The following is a 14114-nucleotide window of genomic DNA, read 5'->3' on the forward strand; positions in this document are numbered from 1 at the left end:
AAGTACTATACCGCATATAGAGGAAGAAGTCAAGAGGGGGAATGAAAAAAATGCCTCGCAAAGCATCGAATGCTTGACGAGGCATCGCTAACGGATTGGCATGGATTATTTGAATGTAACCATCTGGTATACGGTTCGTCCGTCGCCGGTAACATCAACGATTTGTCCTGTGGACGTCTGGGCTTTCATCTGGGAAGAACCGCTTCCGTCTAAAAATATGCCGTCAACCAAAGTGCCGGAGCCGATTTTCTCTTTGATCGCGGTACGGAATTGCTCGGGAGTGCAGGTCGTATTGGTGACGACGAGCCAAATGTTTCCTCCGGAGTTATACACCAGCGCCGACCGGCCGGAGGCCGTGCCGTTAACACCTCCTGGAATATTTTCAGCGGTTGCTTGGCTTTTCCAGGTCGAATCACTGCTTAAACGCATGCTGATGCCGCCTTGCGCCCAATAGTTGGACGTATCCGATACGTTCAGCTCGCTGGCCCATTTGACGACCTGTACCGAATATTTGCTTGCTTTCGCGTCCCATACTAGAGTTCCGCGGGCATAACCGACGTTTACCGCGCCTTTATAAAGCTCGCCGATGGACCCGCCGCCTGCGGGCACATGGTTATTTACGGCAATCGACAGCAGAGTTCCGCCGGAGCCGAAAAATCCGCCGTTGATGCCGTAGCTGCTTTGATTTTTTAAATTGCTGCTGATCGCTTTTAATTTAATGTCGTTGGGCGAAGCTTTCATTGCATGCAATATGACGCCATTGGAAGCCGTTACTTTGGAGTACGTGTAATTGGCTGCCGCACTGACAGGCACAGCAAGAGCCAGCAGGAAGACCAGCACAAAGATGAGGGATTTCTTGAACATCTCCATACCTCTTTTCTTCAATTCATCTATTAATAGAAGATCGGCGCCTTCTTCAATTAACAATTTTATTATAGTAGATTTATAGAATTGAAAATATAGGAATATAATAGCTTTATATGGTAATTTGGTTGTGAGTTGATTAGGAACCTGTATAGTAGCAAAGCGCTGGAAGAGGAGATTGGGGGCTAAACACCGCAAGCGCCATGCAACAGGCGGTGCGAGATGTTGGCTGATGTTGAACGGATCGCGCTGCTCCAGGCGCGGGAACGAAAGGGCAGGGGAAGCGGGATGAAGGGTTGGGAAACAAGAAATATACGAATGATCCGCAGCAAATACCGTGCCTCTATTAGTGAGTCGGCATATAATCTAGTATACCCTTTGAAAGGAGGTAATCACCAATGGGTGAAACAGGATTAACTGGTTTGACAGGTCTCACTGGCCCGACTGGCCCTACGGGTCCCACCGGTCCTACGGGGCCGACAGGTCCGACTGGACCTACTGGGCTTACGGGTCCGGTTGGACCGGGTTCATCTGCCACAGGGCTGCAAGGAACAGTGCCTCTTGCAATACCCACCGCAGGCACGGCAGTAACCGCACTAACTCTTGCTGTCCCTGTTACCGCCGGAGCAAACCATGTCGTCGTTGAAGGTGCAGTTACGGTCAGCATTAGCTTTGCTGCTGTGCTTGCCGCTGCCTTGAACCCGACGATTACGGTGGTCTTGCTTCAGGATGGCGCACCCGTAGCCACGACATCCAGCTCCGATCTGCTTGCCATTACGCTTCTCGGCGCGTTCAGTCTTACACGCACGATTCCAATTTCGTTCTTCAACGGCGCATTGACTCCGGGCACGCATATCTATACGGTGACGGTCACCGTCTCTGGTGTTACACTCGCTGTCGGCGGGCCGACGGCTACTATCACTTACTCGTCTCTCAGTGCCATAACAGCAACTTAATATAAATCGCTGTGAAAAAGACAGAATAACGGCGAGGCCCTCTTTCCTTTTGGATTGAGGGTTTCCTTATGTTTAATTTTAAGAGCAGGACGCCATCAAGCTGGGGAATGTGAGACGGGGAAGCAAAAAAGCGAGGGCTGCTAGACTTAATTGACAATGAGAAAAGCCGCGTCCTATAAAGGAACGCGGCTTTCTGTTATAATGACCTGTGCAGGGCTCGAACCTGCGACCCCCACCCTGTCAAGATGGTGCTCTCCCAGCTGAGCTAACAAGTCGTGTTCATATCTTGCGGGGACGTTTTCCATAATACCAAGATGGGCACACAATGTCAAGTGTTAGCCTGTAATTTTTTTTATTTTTGTAAATATGGGTTGATTCCGCCATGGATCTCTCTTTTAACCCTATACATTCGTTATGGTATAATAGAGCAAGTTAGACATGCATTTGAAAAGAGGGGACTTTGATGAGAGATTTTCGATGGGCGCATTTACAGCCGCATATCGAAGGAGGAGAAAACGAGCAGCCGGAACCGGAGCAAGAAGCGCTGGATTGGGGCGAGCAGGAATGGGGTACACACCGGTACCATGTCAACCGGCTTGTCGAGAATTCCATATCGCTGCTGCCTATGCCGGAGAAAGCCGTCGTACTGGGAGCGGGGAATCACGGTGATGTCGGCCTGCCTCGGCTTTCCGTCCATTTTCAGCAGGTAACCGCGCTGGATACGGAAGACAATATGCTGCAGGAGTGGCTCGATTCGACCGGAGGAATCGCTAACAACCGGGTCCGTTCTTTAACGCGAATCGACTATACCCGACTGGACCAAATTTCCTTCTACGAAACGTTTGAGGAGCTGCTGGCGGAAGGCAAGTCTGCCGGGGAAATAACGGATTATTTGAGGGACTGCGCGTTTCGCGTACGCGGGCTGGAGGCGATGCCGCATTTGAAAAAGGCGTTCTCGCTCGTCGTGTCCTCGGGTGTTCATACGCAATTGTTTTATCCCGATGCGCTCATGCAATTTTACGGTTACATGGAGAAATACAATGAAAATGAAACCCGGCAAATTGTCGAGGCGCTGGGGTACCTACGGAACAGCCTGATTACGGATTATAACCGGATGCTGCTGTCGCTTGTAAAACCCGACGGCCGGGTGACGGTATGGACGGATATGATTTTGCTGGACGAGGACAAGCAATGGATCGCCGAGGAGCTGGACCGGCGGCGAACCGATAAAGAGAGGACGAGCTTTCTGTTCGAAGCGTTCGGGCAGTACGGGATTGAAGCGGCTGTACTGGGCCTCAGGGATCTTTATGACTCCCTTCGGCCGGATCAATTATTGTTCCGCAGTTGGGTCGGGTATACCGATTCCGGCAAAACATATTTGATCGCCGGGTTATCTGGCCGCCTCCGCCTGTAATATTCCGAATTCGGCCAGATCTTCTTCGGTACAGAAGCTGCACTGCGAGATGACGGTGGCTTTGCGAAGCTTGATCGCTAATTGATTGATCATGCTGGTCAATGCCGCCGTCTCCTTTTCGCTATGCGAAAATTGAATGCAGTATTCCGAATGACCGGTTTCCGTCTGCCCGGAGCGCACAAGCATCCCCAGCGTCCGGTATTCTTTAGCCAGAACGGTGAACTTCAGCTCGATCAATAAACGGCTATCCTCCGGCAGCGGAGCTGCGGTAAAAAAGCGGGCTCCACCGGCGCTAAGATCCAGCATGGCGGCTTTCGTGGTCTTGAATTCCGGCTCAAGATCGTCTATTCCGATAATTTTCAATTCCGCGCATAGCGGCTGCTGAAAGCGCAAACGAAAAAAGCTGCGCTTGTTTTTTTCCATAATCATCTCCAACAGTCCTTTGCAGCAAGGTGAAGAGGCAAAATTAACGTTTACTATAACAGAGCGGACCAGGCATAAGCAACCGCTTTCCAATAAAAAGCCGCTCAGGAGTAGAGCGGCAGTTGAATGCTGATGTTGGGATTCGAATGGTCCTCTCTTCCAAATTCGGATAATTCTATTATACAATATTGTCGGAAAAAGAACATTAAAACTTTGTTACATTTGTTGACATCCTTATTGGGCATTTTTGAAAATCTTACTGGAAGAACAACATATTGGAACGGAGAATCGCAGATGAAAAAATTATACAGCCAAATGACCATGGCCGAATTGGAACAGGAAATGAAGAGCCTGCGGGAGGAGCTGGACCGGGCGGAATTTCAAAGCCAGCGCTCCGTGATCGAGCGCAAGTATTATACGGCGCAAGCTTATACGCTCGATCCGTCCGATTTTCCGCCAGGGATGTATAAGGTGGAGCATGTGCAGCTACCGTTTATTTTAAGCTATGTGAACGGTATTATGGCTTGGGGGACAATAGGGGAAGAGCCGGACGCCAGCTTCCCAATTTCGATGCTGACCCGGCTCTAAATGCGGCACATATCAACCGGACAATTCTCGCACTGGCAGATGTCGCGGAGATAAGGCAAATCTTTAACGACGATGTAGTTGTTTTCCATGGCAATAATATTGGCGCGTTTGAGATCGCCGAGCATCCGGTTGACACTCTCCCGGGTTGCGCCGATCATATCGGCAAGCTCGCTGTTCGTAAGCTTTTTGGTGATGACAATTTCCGATCCGTGATTTTTGCCGTACGTGTTGCACAGCCGGATCAACGTCGAGCAGAGAGCGCCGGGCTTGCCGAACATCATGAGATCGCGGAATTTCGTTTGGGTCATCCGATGCATAAGCCCCATCCACTTCATGAACTCGACGGCTAGATCCCCGTGCTGCCACAACAGAACTTCCAAATCTTTTTGCTGGATGACCCCGATGATGGAGTTTTCCGTGACCTCGGCATTAAAGCTGTGCACAGAGTTTTGGAAAGGATCGACCTGTCCGAACAAGTCCCCGGTATTATAAACATAAAGGATGAAGCTTTTCCCTTCATCGCTGGCTTTCGTAATCTTCACTTGACCGCGCTTCAAAAAGTACAGCTTATCGGCCGCATCGCCTTCCCAAAACAAATGATTCCCGGCTTCGGCTCTCATCTCATACATAATTTCTTTGAGCTTCGATAAGCTTTCTTCTGTGAAACAATCCGAATTGGCCACTTGGCTGACCGGTTTTCGTTGAAGTGTATCCGTCATGGTACATACCTCCGGCTTCGGTCTGGTTGAGACCTCTGTAGGTTTTGTTGTATCTAACATACCTTATTCTGAAAGGTTTGTGATGTGATTTTCATCACACTTCCTTAAATCTTCATATTTTTTTGTGATCTTTGTAACATGCAGCACTTCGCCCGACGTGTATAGTGAAGATAAGAATCACATTACATGGGGGAAGTGAAAACGTTATGATGACCGGAGTGCTATTAGCGGGCGGTCACCCGCGGCGAATTGAAGGCCGTCCCGCGGAACTGTTGGTGTTGGCTGGTGAAACGGTCGTAGCGAAGCAAATCCGCGAAATGCTTACAATCTGCGGAGAAGTCATTATCGTAACGAACGAGCCCAAAATTTTTCTTGAACATGTCCCTCGGTCCGTACGTATCATTACGGATTTTTACCCGGGCCGCGGACCTCTCGGCGGGCTTCATGCGGCGCTCACACTATCCAGATACCCCGAGCTATGGGTAACCGGCGGGGCCATGCCGTTCATTTCGGCAAGAGCGGCCTCCTTCTTGGCAGAGCACCGGAGCGTCTTCGGCTACGATGCCGTGCTGCCAGAGGTATCGGGACGGCCTGAGCCTTTGCATGGCATATACCGCCAAAGCTGTCTCACGGCATTGATGCCGCTGCTGGAATCGGGAAGCGACGTACAGCCGGGCTGGATGACGTTCCTGCGCAAGCTTCGTTGGGGCTGTGTCGAAGCGGATATGCTTCGCAAGCAAAATTTGGGGGATGCCTTTACATTTCGGATTAAAACAGAAAAGCAGTATTCGGAAGCGGTTTCGCGGGCGCAGGCCCTGGTCCGAAGCGTATATCGGTAGAAAAGGGCGGAGCTTTCCCGCCTTTTTGTTTTCCCAGTTCGTGCTGGAAGCTATGGAAGTGAAAAGCCAAGTATAGAAACAGCGGCGGATTACGATGCTATGCTTGAGGTGATGGCTGATGAATCGGGCGTTATGGACGTCCCTTGCCGCCATAGGTACGGCACAAGCGCTGAAAATACCCGATCGGCTCCGTCAGAGCGGCCGTTTTGAGTGGGCAGACCTGTTTCGGACCGGCGGCATGCCGAGCTCGCATTCGGCTGGAGTCGTGTCGCTCGCGACTTATATCGGGCTTAAGAAAGGGGTTTCTTCCATCTCATTCTCACTTGCGGTCGTATTGAGTCTGATCGTGATGTACGACGCCATGGGGATTCGCCGTCATGCCGGCATGATCGCATCGGAGGTAAACCAGCTGGAGGATGTGCTCGTTAAATTAACGGAGCAGCATCCTCCTTATGTGCATCGTAAAGACAAAGAGCTGGAAGAACGGTTAGGCCATTTGCCGGAAGAAGTGTTGGGAGGGGCAGTCATCGGGGCGGCAATCGGTTGGCTCAGCTATATGACGGAATTTCCCCAGCAACGCCCTGGGAAAGCTTGTGCCGCTTTCATACGGAAATCGTTGTACACGTTGAGCTCTCGTATGGTTCAATAAGATCGTTAGTCCCGGACGTCGGCAAAGTAATCGTAAATTTGGTGCCTTCGTCCGGCACGCTTTCCACTTCTATAGTTCCTTCATGATCCTGAACGATCTTATGACAGATAGATAAGCCGAGACCTGTTCCGGAATCTTTGGTTGTATAGAACGGAATAAAAATTTTATCCAGCTCCGACTCGGGAATGCCTTTGCCGGTATCGGAAATTTCAATCACGGCATCGGGTCCCGCGGCAAACAGCCGGATTCGGACCATGCCTTGTTCGGGCATCGCTTCAAAGGCGTTTTTGACCAGGTTTAGCAGCAGTTGAAGCATTTTATCTTGATCCATCAGCATTTGAATATCCCGGTCGTCGTGTTCGAACCTTACCTGGTGTCCGAGTCTTGTCGTCTCCGAATCCAGTAGCGAGAGAACCCGGTAAATACAGCCTTGAATTGATTGAATTTTGTACTGAGTGACATGCGGCTTGGAAAATTGCAAAAATTCGGCGGTCAGCATGCTCATCCGGTTAATTTCGTCCATAATGAGCTCATACCAAGGCTCGATGTTGTAATCCCCGGCTTTTGACAACTGCAGAAACCCCTTGATCGTCGTCAGCGGATTACGGATTTCGTGCGCCATGCCTGAAGCCAGCTCGCCGACGACGCGAAGCTTCTCCGACCGCAGCATATGCTCCTCGCGCTTTAGCCAGCTCTCTCGCTTCATCATATACAGTCCGTGCTCGGCGACGACGATCAGGTCGTCCTTGGTCACCCCGTCTCGCGAATAGCAGGCCATGCCGAAATTGATTTCGATGCCGGTCAGTTTAGGAAATTCGGAAGCGAGCAGCTGCGTGACGGCATTAACCGTCTCTTGCATATCGTCCGAGCGGAGCACGATCGCAAATTCGTCTCCGCCATAGCGACATACCAACAAAGCGTCGGGGAACATGATGCGCAGCAGCTCGGCCGCTTGCCGCAAAATTTTGTTCACTCCCTGAAATCCGTTTGTCGTGTTCAGCGATTTGAGATCTTTACAGTCGATGAGTACGAGAATGATGGGTTCTTTTTGCTTGACGAGCTGCTCCATTTGTTTATGAAATTCCTGAAAATTATATAGGCCTGTTAGCGAATCGTGAGTACTCAGATGCTTCTTCTCCTTGGTCAGCAGCTGTTTTTGCTGCTCGATATCATAAATGTATTTACGGAACATAAAAGCAAGCAGCAGGCAGGTTCCTGCCGTAAACACAACTTCAATCAGCGTGCTCCAGTTGAAGGGGCGGCCGGCCATCGAAATGAGAGCATAAGCCAGCATCAGGGCCGCATTGGCGCTAACCGCATAGCGAAAAGGAGCCATCCCGTAAAACAGCTTGCACATATGCAGCAAGTAAAGCGGAATGCACCAGTCGCTTAAGCTTGCGGCGTGAAGCGCGACAAGAAGACTGAGTTGGATGGCAAGCTGTGCCGGTATGAATGTGTGAACGGAACGGATATGCGTGAGTGCGTAACCAAGGGATGCGAGAACGAGCAGCAGCGGACTTGAGGCCTGATCGTGATAGAGGGAGGAAGCGCAAACCAAACCGGTATAAATGAGGAAGATCCAGCTACCTTTCATATTGGAACTCCAACCCCCGAATGAGCCGTAGTTTTATTAGTACTAAAAGAAATTCTGTATAGGAGGTGGAATTCCTGCTTGAACTCCCAAATTCAGTAAAAACTTTTTTGGGGTGCAAAAAAAGAAAACCAAGCGGAATCGCCGGTCGGGCTGCGCTTGGTTCTCCGGGTTTAAAATCCAGGCAGGTTATCGAGATTGTTGCTTGGATCTCCGTCGGCGTTGGAACGCAAATGCTCGTCTCCATCTCTTCCGCGGAATACGTTCACGTTCTCAAGCTGTCCGTTTTTGGCCAACTGCTGCGCTTCCAAGTAATCGACCACTTGGCCGGAAGACAGCTTCAATTCGACGATGTCGCCGTCGCCGTTTTTGCGTACGGCTACGACTTGCTGTTTGTTTGGTTCCATGCGGTATCGCCTCCACGGACTATCATGCGCCGGATGGAGGCATTTTATGCTTCGAACGTGTAGGTCTTAAATTGCTCGATAAATGTCATATCCCCGGTTTTGCCGATGAACTGGGGCATATCGTCGCCATAGTGCATCAGCAGCGTCTTTTGCTGAATCGGCTTCGGCAGCGTCAGCAGCTCGTCCAACGTGGCGTGAACGATGCCGGGGGAGTGGAGTTGGCAATCATGCAAAAATACGGTGCAGCCCTTATGATGAAGCTCGTGCAGCAGCGGACCGTTGAACCGGGTATCGGCGCTGAAAAAAATTTTACCGTTCAGCAGGAACGAATAGCACGGCTTGCCTGGGATGTGATCGGCCGGAAGGAGTTCGACCGTCAGACCGGGATGGATGGTTGTCGGCGTATGTTCGCTAAGTGCAATGACCTCGAAGTAATCGTTAAGGGATGTAACGTCTTCCGCCAGATTCTCCAGTCCACCGCGCAGCGATTGCTCCCATAGGATCGTTTCCAGCTTGGTGGATAGGAGCAGCGGTATTTTTCTTTTGAACGTGTACATATAGCGAAAGGCGAGCTCTTCGATTCCCCCTATATGGTCCGCGTGAATGTGGGAAATAAGCACCGCATCGATCTGATCGAGAGAGACACCGAGCTCGTGCAGAGCTCTTGGCGCGGTATAACCGCAATCGATTAACAGCGTGAAGCCGCCGGTATAAACCAAGGCATTATTATTATAGTACGTTTTCGCAAATGCGCTTCCCGTACCTATCATTTGAATTTGCAGACTCACTTGGTTCCTCCGCTCGTTAAGGCTTCCAGCCGGATATGCTTTTAAATTTACCACGGTTATCTTACACGATTCAAGATGGGTTTGTCACATTTTGGGTAAATTTAATACATCTTGTCCCTCTTGTAATAGGAACAAATGTTCTATATAATAAAATCAAATCTTTATTTAAATCCGGCAGGAGAGGGAACATGCGGAATACGACCGTAGAACCGTGGGTGCATCAGTATGTCGTCACGCTTTATTTGCTTAAGGCGCTTGAGCGCGACCGGAAGCATGCTGAAGCGATGAAGCTTTCCAGAATATGGGGCGGGCTTTTCGAACGGCTGCTGCTATTGGCCGAGCGGGAACATAACCATGTGAAGCAGCGGCTGCGCCGGAGCGGATGCCGCATCGTTCTGGAGGAAGTGACCCCGGAGCGTCACTACCATGTCATGTATGTATTCCAAGGTTACGAGTTTCATTGCTCCATGATGCCTATCGTACTGAAGGGCAAATGCGAAGAAAAGCTGCAGGAGCTCCTTAAGGGCGTGAGCTGAAATTTCCCGGGTAAGCGCACGAATCGCCACGGTTCGCCTTGCGGGAGTATCGTTCGACAATGACGCCTTTTGTTGGCATATTTTGTATAGAGAATGGAAAAAATCTTCCTCACACACAACATCTTGAGGGGCGCTTAAAAAAAGCTGAAAGTTTTCTGGACGAAGCGCGCAACTCTTAGCGAGCTATGGAGTATAAGATAGCAGAACGAAGAACATGATGGAGGTTGCTGGAAATGAAGGTGCCGCGATTGCTGACGCTGGTGCTGTCGCTTTCCTTGTTCGGAACAGCGGGAGCGTACGCCAGCTCCATGTGGGGCGATTTCGAAGGTTTTCCGAAAGTAAAGCTGATGATCAATAATGCGGAAAAGCCGTTCAAAGACGGTGAAACTCCCGCTTTTGTCGCGAAGGGAAGCGCCGTATTCCCTGTTCGCGTGTTGTCTGAATCTTTGCAGGCGCTCGTGAAATGGGACGACGCTGCGAAGACCGTTTCCATCACCAAGCCGAACGTACATATGTTTGTTGCGAAGAAGGTCAATGACGACTATTCGATCAAACAGCCGTTCGGCGGTGTGAAGAAGGGCGACCGTCTCGACTTTGCCGTGTTTGCGCAAGTAGACAGCTTGACGACACCGATCTCTTCTTTTAAAATCTCGATCCACGCTCCGAACGGGGAGCAGGTGGCGGTTCATGAGAAAGCCGTCAACGGCCAGAAGGAAAGCTTCTGGTACCCGTGGCCGTTCAACGTCACATTCGCCGAATCCGGGAACTATATCGTGAAGTTCTCGATCAAACCGGACGAGCGCAGCGACTATACGGTCGTATCGGAAAAGGTGATCGCATCCGAATAAGTCGCGGACGGTTGGGATAACCCGGTTCATTGACTTCGTCTTGTCGACCGTGGTACGATACGGGAGAACATTAAATTAAGATGAAATGAGGTTTTCCCATGAGCGATCACATTCATGACGCTTCCTGCGATCACGATCACGATCATGAGGACGATATCTTTATCGTGACCGACCAAGACGGAGTCGAGCATGAGATGGTGATGGTATACACTTTCGAAGCTAGCGACCGGGCCTATGCGGTACTTCTCGATCGTAACGATATGGAGGCAGACGGCGTTATTTTCCGGATAGACGAAGAGGACGGCGAAGCTTTTCTTGCGAGCATTGAAGACGAAGAAGAGTGGGACCGCGTTGTTCAAATCTACAACGAAATTGTGGAAGAACAAGAGCAGCAATAACAAATACCGTAAAAAACCTTTCTTGTTTGCAAGAAAGGTTTTTCGCGTTTTAGGCGGCTTGCGCCAGGGGAAGTGTCGAAAAAGACCGTTTTCGCCGTAGGCGGACAACGGTCTTTTGGGACGTCTATTTACGCGGATTGAAGTACATGGTTCGTCCGTTGAATAAATGCAGTTCCGCTTTCCACAGCTTGGCGAGATATTTGCAAAATTCGTTGCCCTTGGCTTTGTCGCCGTGCGTGGCATCCTCGGGAAGGACAAACTGGACGTAATGCTTTTGCGTCTCGCCTGAAGTCTCCGATCCGACGCCTGCCACAATATATTTGTAGCGCGGGCTTGTTGCTTTTAAATAAAACCACTTGCCTTCCCCTTCGGGTTTCGTTTGAATCTCATACGGAAATCCGGCTTCGTCATATTCCCAATTGAGCTGTTTGCCGGTCAGCGTAAGCTGCTCGCGGTAATGCTCCAGTTGGGCCTTCAATTCATCTAACGTCAGGGAGGAAACGGCGGACCCTTCGACGAACTTGATATAAGCGCTTTGCGCCATGATGAATGCACCTGCCTATACATATGGACTGGAACGATTTTCTTGTTTGAAGTACCATGAACATCATAGCATTAAGAAAAATCAAATACAATACTTGTTCCGGCAGTGGTAGACGGGCAGAGAAGAGGGAGAGCGACGATGAAAGACAGAAGATTTGAAGGATATCTACTGGTCACGGATATGGATGGAACGCTGCTTGATAGCGCCAAACAAATAAGCGGGGAAAATCGAGCCGCTATCGAACGGTTTACGAGCCTCGGCGGCCGGTTTACGCTCGCAACGGGGCGGATCGCCGGATCGGTCCGGCCCTTCGTTGAGCAGCTGTCGGTGAATGCGCCGGCCATTTTGTACAACGGGGCGGTCATTCACGATTTCAGCCGCGGAGAGGCCATCTGGGAACGGACGCTGTCTGCCTCGGCTAAGGAAGCGGTGGGGCGCGTTCTTGAGCGCTTTCCCGGCATCGGTGCGGAATTGTACGTGCGCGGAGGAGCGGCGCCCTATGTGCTGCAGGAAAATGCAGCGACGGAGCGTCACCGGGCCGTGGAGAAATTTCCGCTGCTGCGGCTGAATTCGTATGACGACGTATCCGAGCCGTGGATCAAGCTTCTGTTCGCCTGGGAGCCGTCGCTGCTCGACGAAGCCGTACCCGAGATCGTGCGGCTGACGGCAGGGACGGAGGTCGACTGGGTTCGTTCGGACGATAAATATTTCGAGATGCTGGCTCCGGAAGCGACGAAGGGGCATGCATTGGAACGGTTGGCAGCGGAGCTTGGCATCCCGATGGAGCGCTGTATCGCCCTTGGGGATCATCTGAACGACCTGGAGATGATACGCCGGGCAGGTATCGGTATCGCCGTAGCCAACGCGCATCCAGAGCTTCTGGACGCCGCCAAGCGCCATGGCAAGCACCATAATGAGCATGCAATAGCCGATGCGATTGAGTGGCTGGAGGAACAAGTCCGGCTGGGGACATTGGCATAAAATAAAAAAGCTTCTCCAAGACGGAGAAGCTTTGAATTTTTCTAGAAAATCGCGGGAGCTTCGACGATGACCTTGACGTACTCGATGCTGCGGTCTTCCGGCCCCTTGACCGGTAGACCGACGTCGATATGCTCGGTAATGTAATCAATGAGATCCTGCGAGATGACTTCGCCCGGGAGCAGAATCGGAATGCCCGGCGGGTAAACGTAGATGAATTCGGCGATAATGCGGTCGGCCGATTCTTTGAACGGGATCAGCTCCGTATCTCCGTAGAACGCATCGCGCGGAGCCAGGGCGAGCTGCGGAATTTTCGGGATTTTGATGACCAGTTCGTTCGCCTGGCGAATGTTGTAGTTCTCCTCGGACAGCTGACGCAGCGCGTCAAGCAGGATGTCGATGTTTTCGCGCGTATCGCCCGGCGTAACGAGGCACAACACGTTGTACATGTCGCTGAGCTCGACTTCGATATTATAGTGCTCGCGCAGCCAATTTTCCGCATCGTAGCCCGTAATGCCGAGATGGCGCACGTGGATATTGACCTTTGTCGGATCGTAATCGTAGGTCGCTTCCGTACCCAAAATTTCTTCTCCGAAGCATTCCAGTCCCGGGATACGGTTGATTTCCTCGCGGGCGTAGTTCGCCAGCTCCAGCGTCCGTTCCGCCATCATGTGGCCGTTCAGCGCCAGATTCCGCCGCGCGCAGTCCAGCGACCCGAGCAAAATATAGGACGTCGAAGTCGTCGTCAGCATACTAATGATCGTCTTCGCACGGCGCACGTTCACGCGTCCTTCTCGAATGTTCAGCACGGAGCTTTGCGTCATCGAGCCGCCGAGCTTATGCACGCTCGTAGCGGCCATGTCGGCGCCGGCCTCCATGGCGGCCATCGGCAGCTTGTCGTGGAAATGAATCAGCACGCCATGAGCCTCATCGACCAGCACCGGAATATTGTAACTGTGCACGATATCTACAATTTCCTTCAGGTTCGCGCACACGCCGTAATAGGTCGGATTGATGACCAGCAGCGCTTTGGCGTCCGGATGGCGCTCCAAGGCGCGCTTGACGGAGCTGGTCGTCACGCCGTGATCGATCCCAAGATTTTCGTCGCGAACCGGCTTCAAGAAGATCGGCTTCGCGCCGGCGAAAATGATCGCGGCCATGATCGATTTGTGAATGTTGCGCGGTACGATGATTTTGTCGCCCTGGGAGCAGACGGTGAGGATCATCGTCATGATGGCGCCGCTTGTGCCCTGCACGGAAAAAAACGTATGATCGGCCCCGAACGCGGCTGCGGCCAGCTTCTGGGACTCTTCGATAACGCCGGTCGGCTGGTGCAGGTCATCGAGCGGAGCTATATTAATCAGGTCGATGGAGAGCGCGTTATCACCGATAAACTCCCGGAACTCGGGGTCCATGCCGACACCTTTCTTATGTCCTGGAATGTGAAACTGCACCGGATTGCGTCCGGCATGCTCCTTAAGTGCGGTAAACAGAGGAGTTTTCGTCTGATCCACGGTCATCCCTACCCTTCGTGTGTACGAGTATTGTTGGCTATGCTAACGTTCGCCGGAA

At 51.5% G+C, this 14114-nt stretch carries 17 protein-coding genes and 1 tRNA gene; 9 read left to right on the forward strand and 9 right to left on the reverse strand.

Going from position 1 to position 14114, the window contains the following annotated elements; all coding sequences use genetic code 11:
* Positions 1–105: 105 nt before the first annotated feature.
* A complete protein-coding gene (locus PEL01S_RS07005; protein WP_127459807.1) occupies positions 106–864 on the reverse strand; it encodes a hypothetical protein in 759 nt (252 codons plus the stop codon).
* A gap of 422 nt (positions 865–1286) precedes the next feature.
* Between PEL01S_RS07005 and PEL01S_RS34875 the strand changes: the two genes are divergently transcribed.
* A complete protein-coding gene (locus PEL01S_RS34875) occupies positions 1287–1820 on the forward strand; it encodes a hypothetical protein (RefSeq protein ID WP_176594913.1) in 534 nt (177 codons plus the stop codon).
* Between the two features lie 202 nt (positions 1821–2022).
* Here the strand turns inward: PEL01S_RS34875 and PEL01S_RS07015 are convergent.
* Positions 2023–2095 (reverse strand) — tRNA-Val (locus PEL01S_RS07015).
* Positions 2096–2283: 188 nt separating this feature from the next.
* On the opposite strand from PEL01S_RS07015, the gene PEL01S_RS07020 reads away from it, so the two are divergent.
* Positions 2284–3234, forward strand: coding sequence for a hypothetical protein (locus tag PEL01S_RS07020; RefSeq protein ID WP_174806910.1), 951 nt, complete (start codon positions 2284–2286; stop codon positions 3232–3234).
* On the opposite strand, the gene PEL01S_RS07025 is transcribed toward PEL01S_RS07020, so the two are convergent.
* Positions 3211–3657 (reverse strand): PilZ domain-containing protein, encoded by a 447-nt coding sequence (locus PEL01S_RS07025; RefSeq protein WP_239551317.1) that lies wholly within the window; start codon positions 3655–3657, stop codon positions 3211–3213. The genes PEL01S_RS07020 and PEL01S_RS07025 overlap by 24 nt on opposite strands.
* Before the next feature lie 294 nt (positions 3658–3951).
* Here PEL01S_RS07025 and PEL01S_RS07030 point away from each other — a divergent pair, with 294 nt between their 5' ends.
* A complete protein-coding gene (locus tag PEL01S_RS07030; protein WP_063184180.1) occupies positions 3952–4245 on the forward strand; it encodes a DUF1811 family protein in 294 nt (97 codons plus the stop codon).
* Here PEL01S_RS07030 and PEL01S_RS07035 read toward each other — a convergent pair.
* Entirely contained in the window at positions 4242–4964 is a 723-nt protein-coding gene (locus PEL01S_RS07035) for a Crp/Fnr family transcriptional regulator (RefSeq protein ID WP_063184179.1), read from the reverse strand. The two genes, PEL01S_RS07030 and PEL01S_RS07035, sit on opposite strands and share 4 nt — an antisense overlap.
* A gap of 206 nt (positions 4965–5170) precedes the next feature.
* On the opposite strand from PEL01S_RS07035, the gene mobA reads away from it, so the two are divergent.
* Both mobA and PEL01S_RS07045 read left to right on the forward strand, forming a co-directional pair.
* Positions 5171–5803, forward strand: coding sequence for a molybdenum cofactor guanylyltransferase (gene mobA, locus PEL01S_RS07040; protein ID WP_010492071.1), 633 nt, complete (start codon positions 5171–5173; stop codon positions 5801–5803).
* Between the two features lie 118 nt (positions 5804–5921).
* The gene (locus PEL01S_RS07045; RefSeq protein WP_127459809.1) at positions 5922–6452 is read left to right on the forward strand and encodes a divergent PAP2 family protein; all 531 of its coding nucleotides are present in this window, start codon (positions 5922–5924) and stop codon (positions 6450–6452) included.
* Here PEL01S_RS07045 and PEL01S_RS07050 read toward each other — a convergent pair.
* From PEL01S_RS07050 to PEL01S_RS07060, 3 genes are all read right to left on the reverse strand, one after another.
* On the reverse strand, positions 6406–8046 hold the full coding sequence (locus PEL01S_RS07050) for an ATP-binding protein (protein ID WP_127459810.1): 1641 nt from the start codon (positions 8044–8046) through the stop codon (positions 6406–6408). The two genes, PEL01S_RS07045 and PEL01S_RS07050, sit on opposite strands and share 47 nt — an antisense overlap.
* 170 nt (positions 8047–8216) lie before the next feature.
* The gene (locus PEL01S_RS07055; RefSeq protein WP_025853309.1) at positions 8217–8450 is read right to left on the reverse strand and encodes a DUF3892 domain-containing protein; all 234 of its coding nucleotides are present in this window, start codon (positions 8448–8450) and stop codon (positions 8217–8219) included.
* Positions 8451–8494: 44 nt separating this feature from the next.
* Complete coding sequence (locus PEL01S_RS07060; protein ID WP_063184176.1) at positions 8495–9238, reverse strand: MBL fold metallo-hydrolase; 744 nt, start codon at positions 9236–9238, stop codon at positions 8495–8497.
* Between the two features lie 188 nt (positions 9239–9426).
* Between PEL01S_RS07060 and PEL01S_RS07065 the strand changes: the two genes are divergently transcribed.
* The 3 genes from PEL01S_RS07065 to PEL01S_RS07075 all read left to right on the forward strand — a co-directional run bounded on the left by PEL01S_RS07065 (position 9427) and on the right by PEL01S_RS07075 (position 11020).
* Positions 9427–9774, forward strand: coding sequence for a YhjD family protein (locus PEL01S_RS07065; protein WP_127459811.1), 348 nt, complete (start codon positions 9427–9429; stop codon positions 9772–9774).
* A gap of 233 nt (positions 9775–10007) precedes the next feature.
* Entirely contained in the window at positions 10008–10622 is a 615-nt protein-coding gene (locus tag PEL01S_RS07070; protein WP_063184174.1) for a stalk domain-containing protein, read from the forward strand.
* 98 nt (positions 10623–10720) lie between these two features.
* Positions 10721–11020 carry a DUF1292 domain-containing protein gene (locus PEL01S_RS07075; RefSeq protein WP_010492079.1) on the forward strand — a complete coding sequence of 100 codons (300 nt, stop codon included), beginning with the start codon at positions 10721–10723 and terminating at the stop codon, positions 11018–11020.
* A 124-nt stretch (positions 11021–11144) separates the two neighbouring features.
* Here the strand turns inward: PEL01S_RS07075 and PEL01S_RS07080 are convergent, their stop codons facing one another.
* Positions 11145–11564, reverse strand: a complete 420-nt coding sequence (locus tag PEL01S_RS07080) for a DUF1885 family protein (RefSeq protein ID WP_010492081.1) — start codon at positions 11562–11564, stop codon at positions 11145–11147.
* 138 nt (positions 11565–11702) lie between these two features.
* On the opposite strand from PEL01S_RS07080, the gene PEL01S_RS07085 reads away from it, so the two are divergent.
* A complete protein-coding gene (locus PEL01S_RS07085; protein ID WP_127459812.1) occupies positions 11703–12545 on the forward strand; it encodes a Cof-type HAD-IIB family hydrolase in 843 nt (280 codons plus the stop codon).
* 41 nt (positions 12546–12586) lie between these two features.
* Here PEL01S_RS07085 and PEL01S_RS07090 read toward each other — a convergent pair whose 3' ends face one another.
* Positions 12587–14056, reverse strand: a complete 1470-nt coding sequence (locus PEL01S_RS07090) for an aminotransferase class I/II-fold pyridoxal phosphate-dependent enzyme (RefSeq protein ID WP_010492085.1) — start codon at positions 14054–14056, stop codon at positions 12587–12589.
* Positions 14057–14114: the final 58 nt, after the last annotated feature.

Source organism: Paenibacillus elgii NBRC 100335 (assembly GCF_004000865.1).
Lineage (GTDB): Bacteria > Bacillota > Bacilli > Paenibacillales > NBRC-103111 > Paenibacillus_G > Paenibacillus_G elgii.

Excerpts from the sequence above, each read along its gene's own strand:
- PEL01S_RS07005 (WP_127459807.1), bottom strand. The coding sequence starts at position 864 with ATGTTCAAGAAATCCCTCATCTTTGTGCTGGTCTTCCTGCTGGCTCTT.
- PEL01S_RS07020 (WP_174806910.1), top strand. The coding sequence starts at position 2,284 with ATGAGAGATTTTCGATGGGCGCATTTACAGCCGCATATCGAAGGAGGA.
- PEL01S_RS07025 (WP_239551317.1), bottom strand. The coding sequence starts at position 3,657 with ATGGAAAAAAACAAGCGCAGCTTTTTTCGTTTGCGCTTTCAGCAGCCG.
- PEL01S_RS07030 (WP_063184180.1), top strand. The coding sequence starts at position 3,952 with ATGAAAAAATTATACAGCCAAATGACCATGGCCGAATTGGAACAGGAA.
- PEL01S_RS07035 (WP_063184179.1), bottom strand. The coding sequence starts at position 4,964 with ATGACGGATACACTTCAACGAAAACCGGTCAGCCAAGTGGCCAATTCG.
- mobA (WP_010492071.1), top strand. The coding sequence starts at position 5,171 with ATGATGACCGGAGTGCTATTAGCGGGCGGTCACCCGCGGCGAATTGAA.
- PEL01S_RS07045 (WP_127459809.1), top strand. The coding sequence starts at position 5,922 with ATGAATCGGGCGTTATGGACGTCCCTTGCCGCCATAGGTACGGCACAA.
- PEL01S_RS07050 (WP_127459810.1), bottom strand. The coding sequence starts at position 8,046 with ATGAAAGGTAGCTGGATCTTCCTCATTTATACCGGTTTGGTTTGCGCT.
- PEL01S_RS07055 (WP_025853309.1), bottom strand. The coding sequence starts at position 8,450 with ATGGAACCAAACAAACAGCAAGTCGTAGCCGTACGCAAAAACGGCGAC.
- PEL01S_RS07065 (WP_127459811.1), top strand. The coding sequence starts at position 9,427 with ATGCGGAATACGACCGTAGAACCGTGGGTGCATCAGTATGTCGTCACG.
- PEL01S_RS07070 (WP_063184174.1), top strand. The coding sequence starts at position 10,008 with ATGAAGGTGCCGCGATTGCTGACGCTGGTGCTGTCGCTTTCCTTGTTC.
- PEL01S_RS07075 (WP_010492079.1), top strand. The coding sequence starts at position 10,721 with ATGAGCGATCACATTCATGACGCTTCCTGCGATCACGATCACGATCAT.
- PEL01S_RS07080 (WP_010492081.1), bottom strand. The coding sequence starts at position 11,564 with ATGGCGCAAAGCGCTTATATCAAGTTCGTCGAAGGGTCCGCCGTTTCC.
- PEL01S_RS07085 (WP_127459812.1), top strand. The coding sequence starts at position 11,703 with ATGAAAGACAGAAGATTTGAAGGATATCTACTGGTCACGGATATGGAT.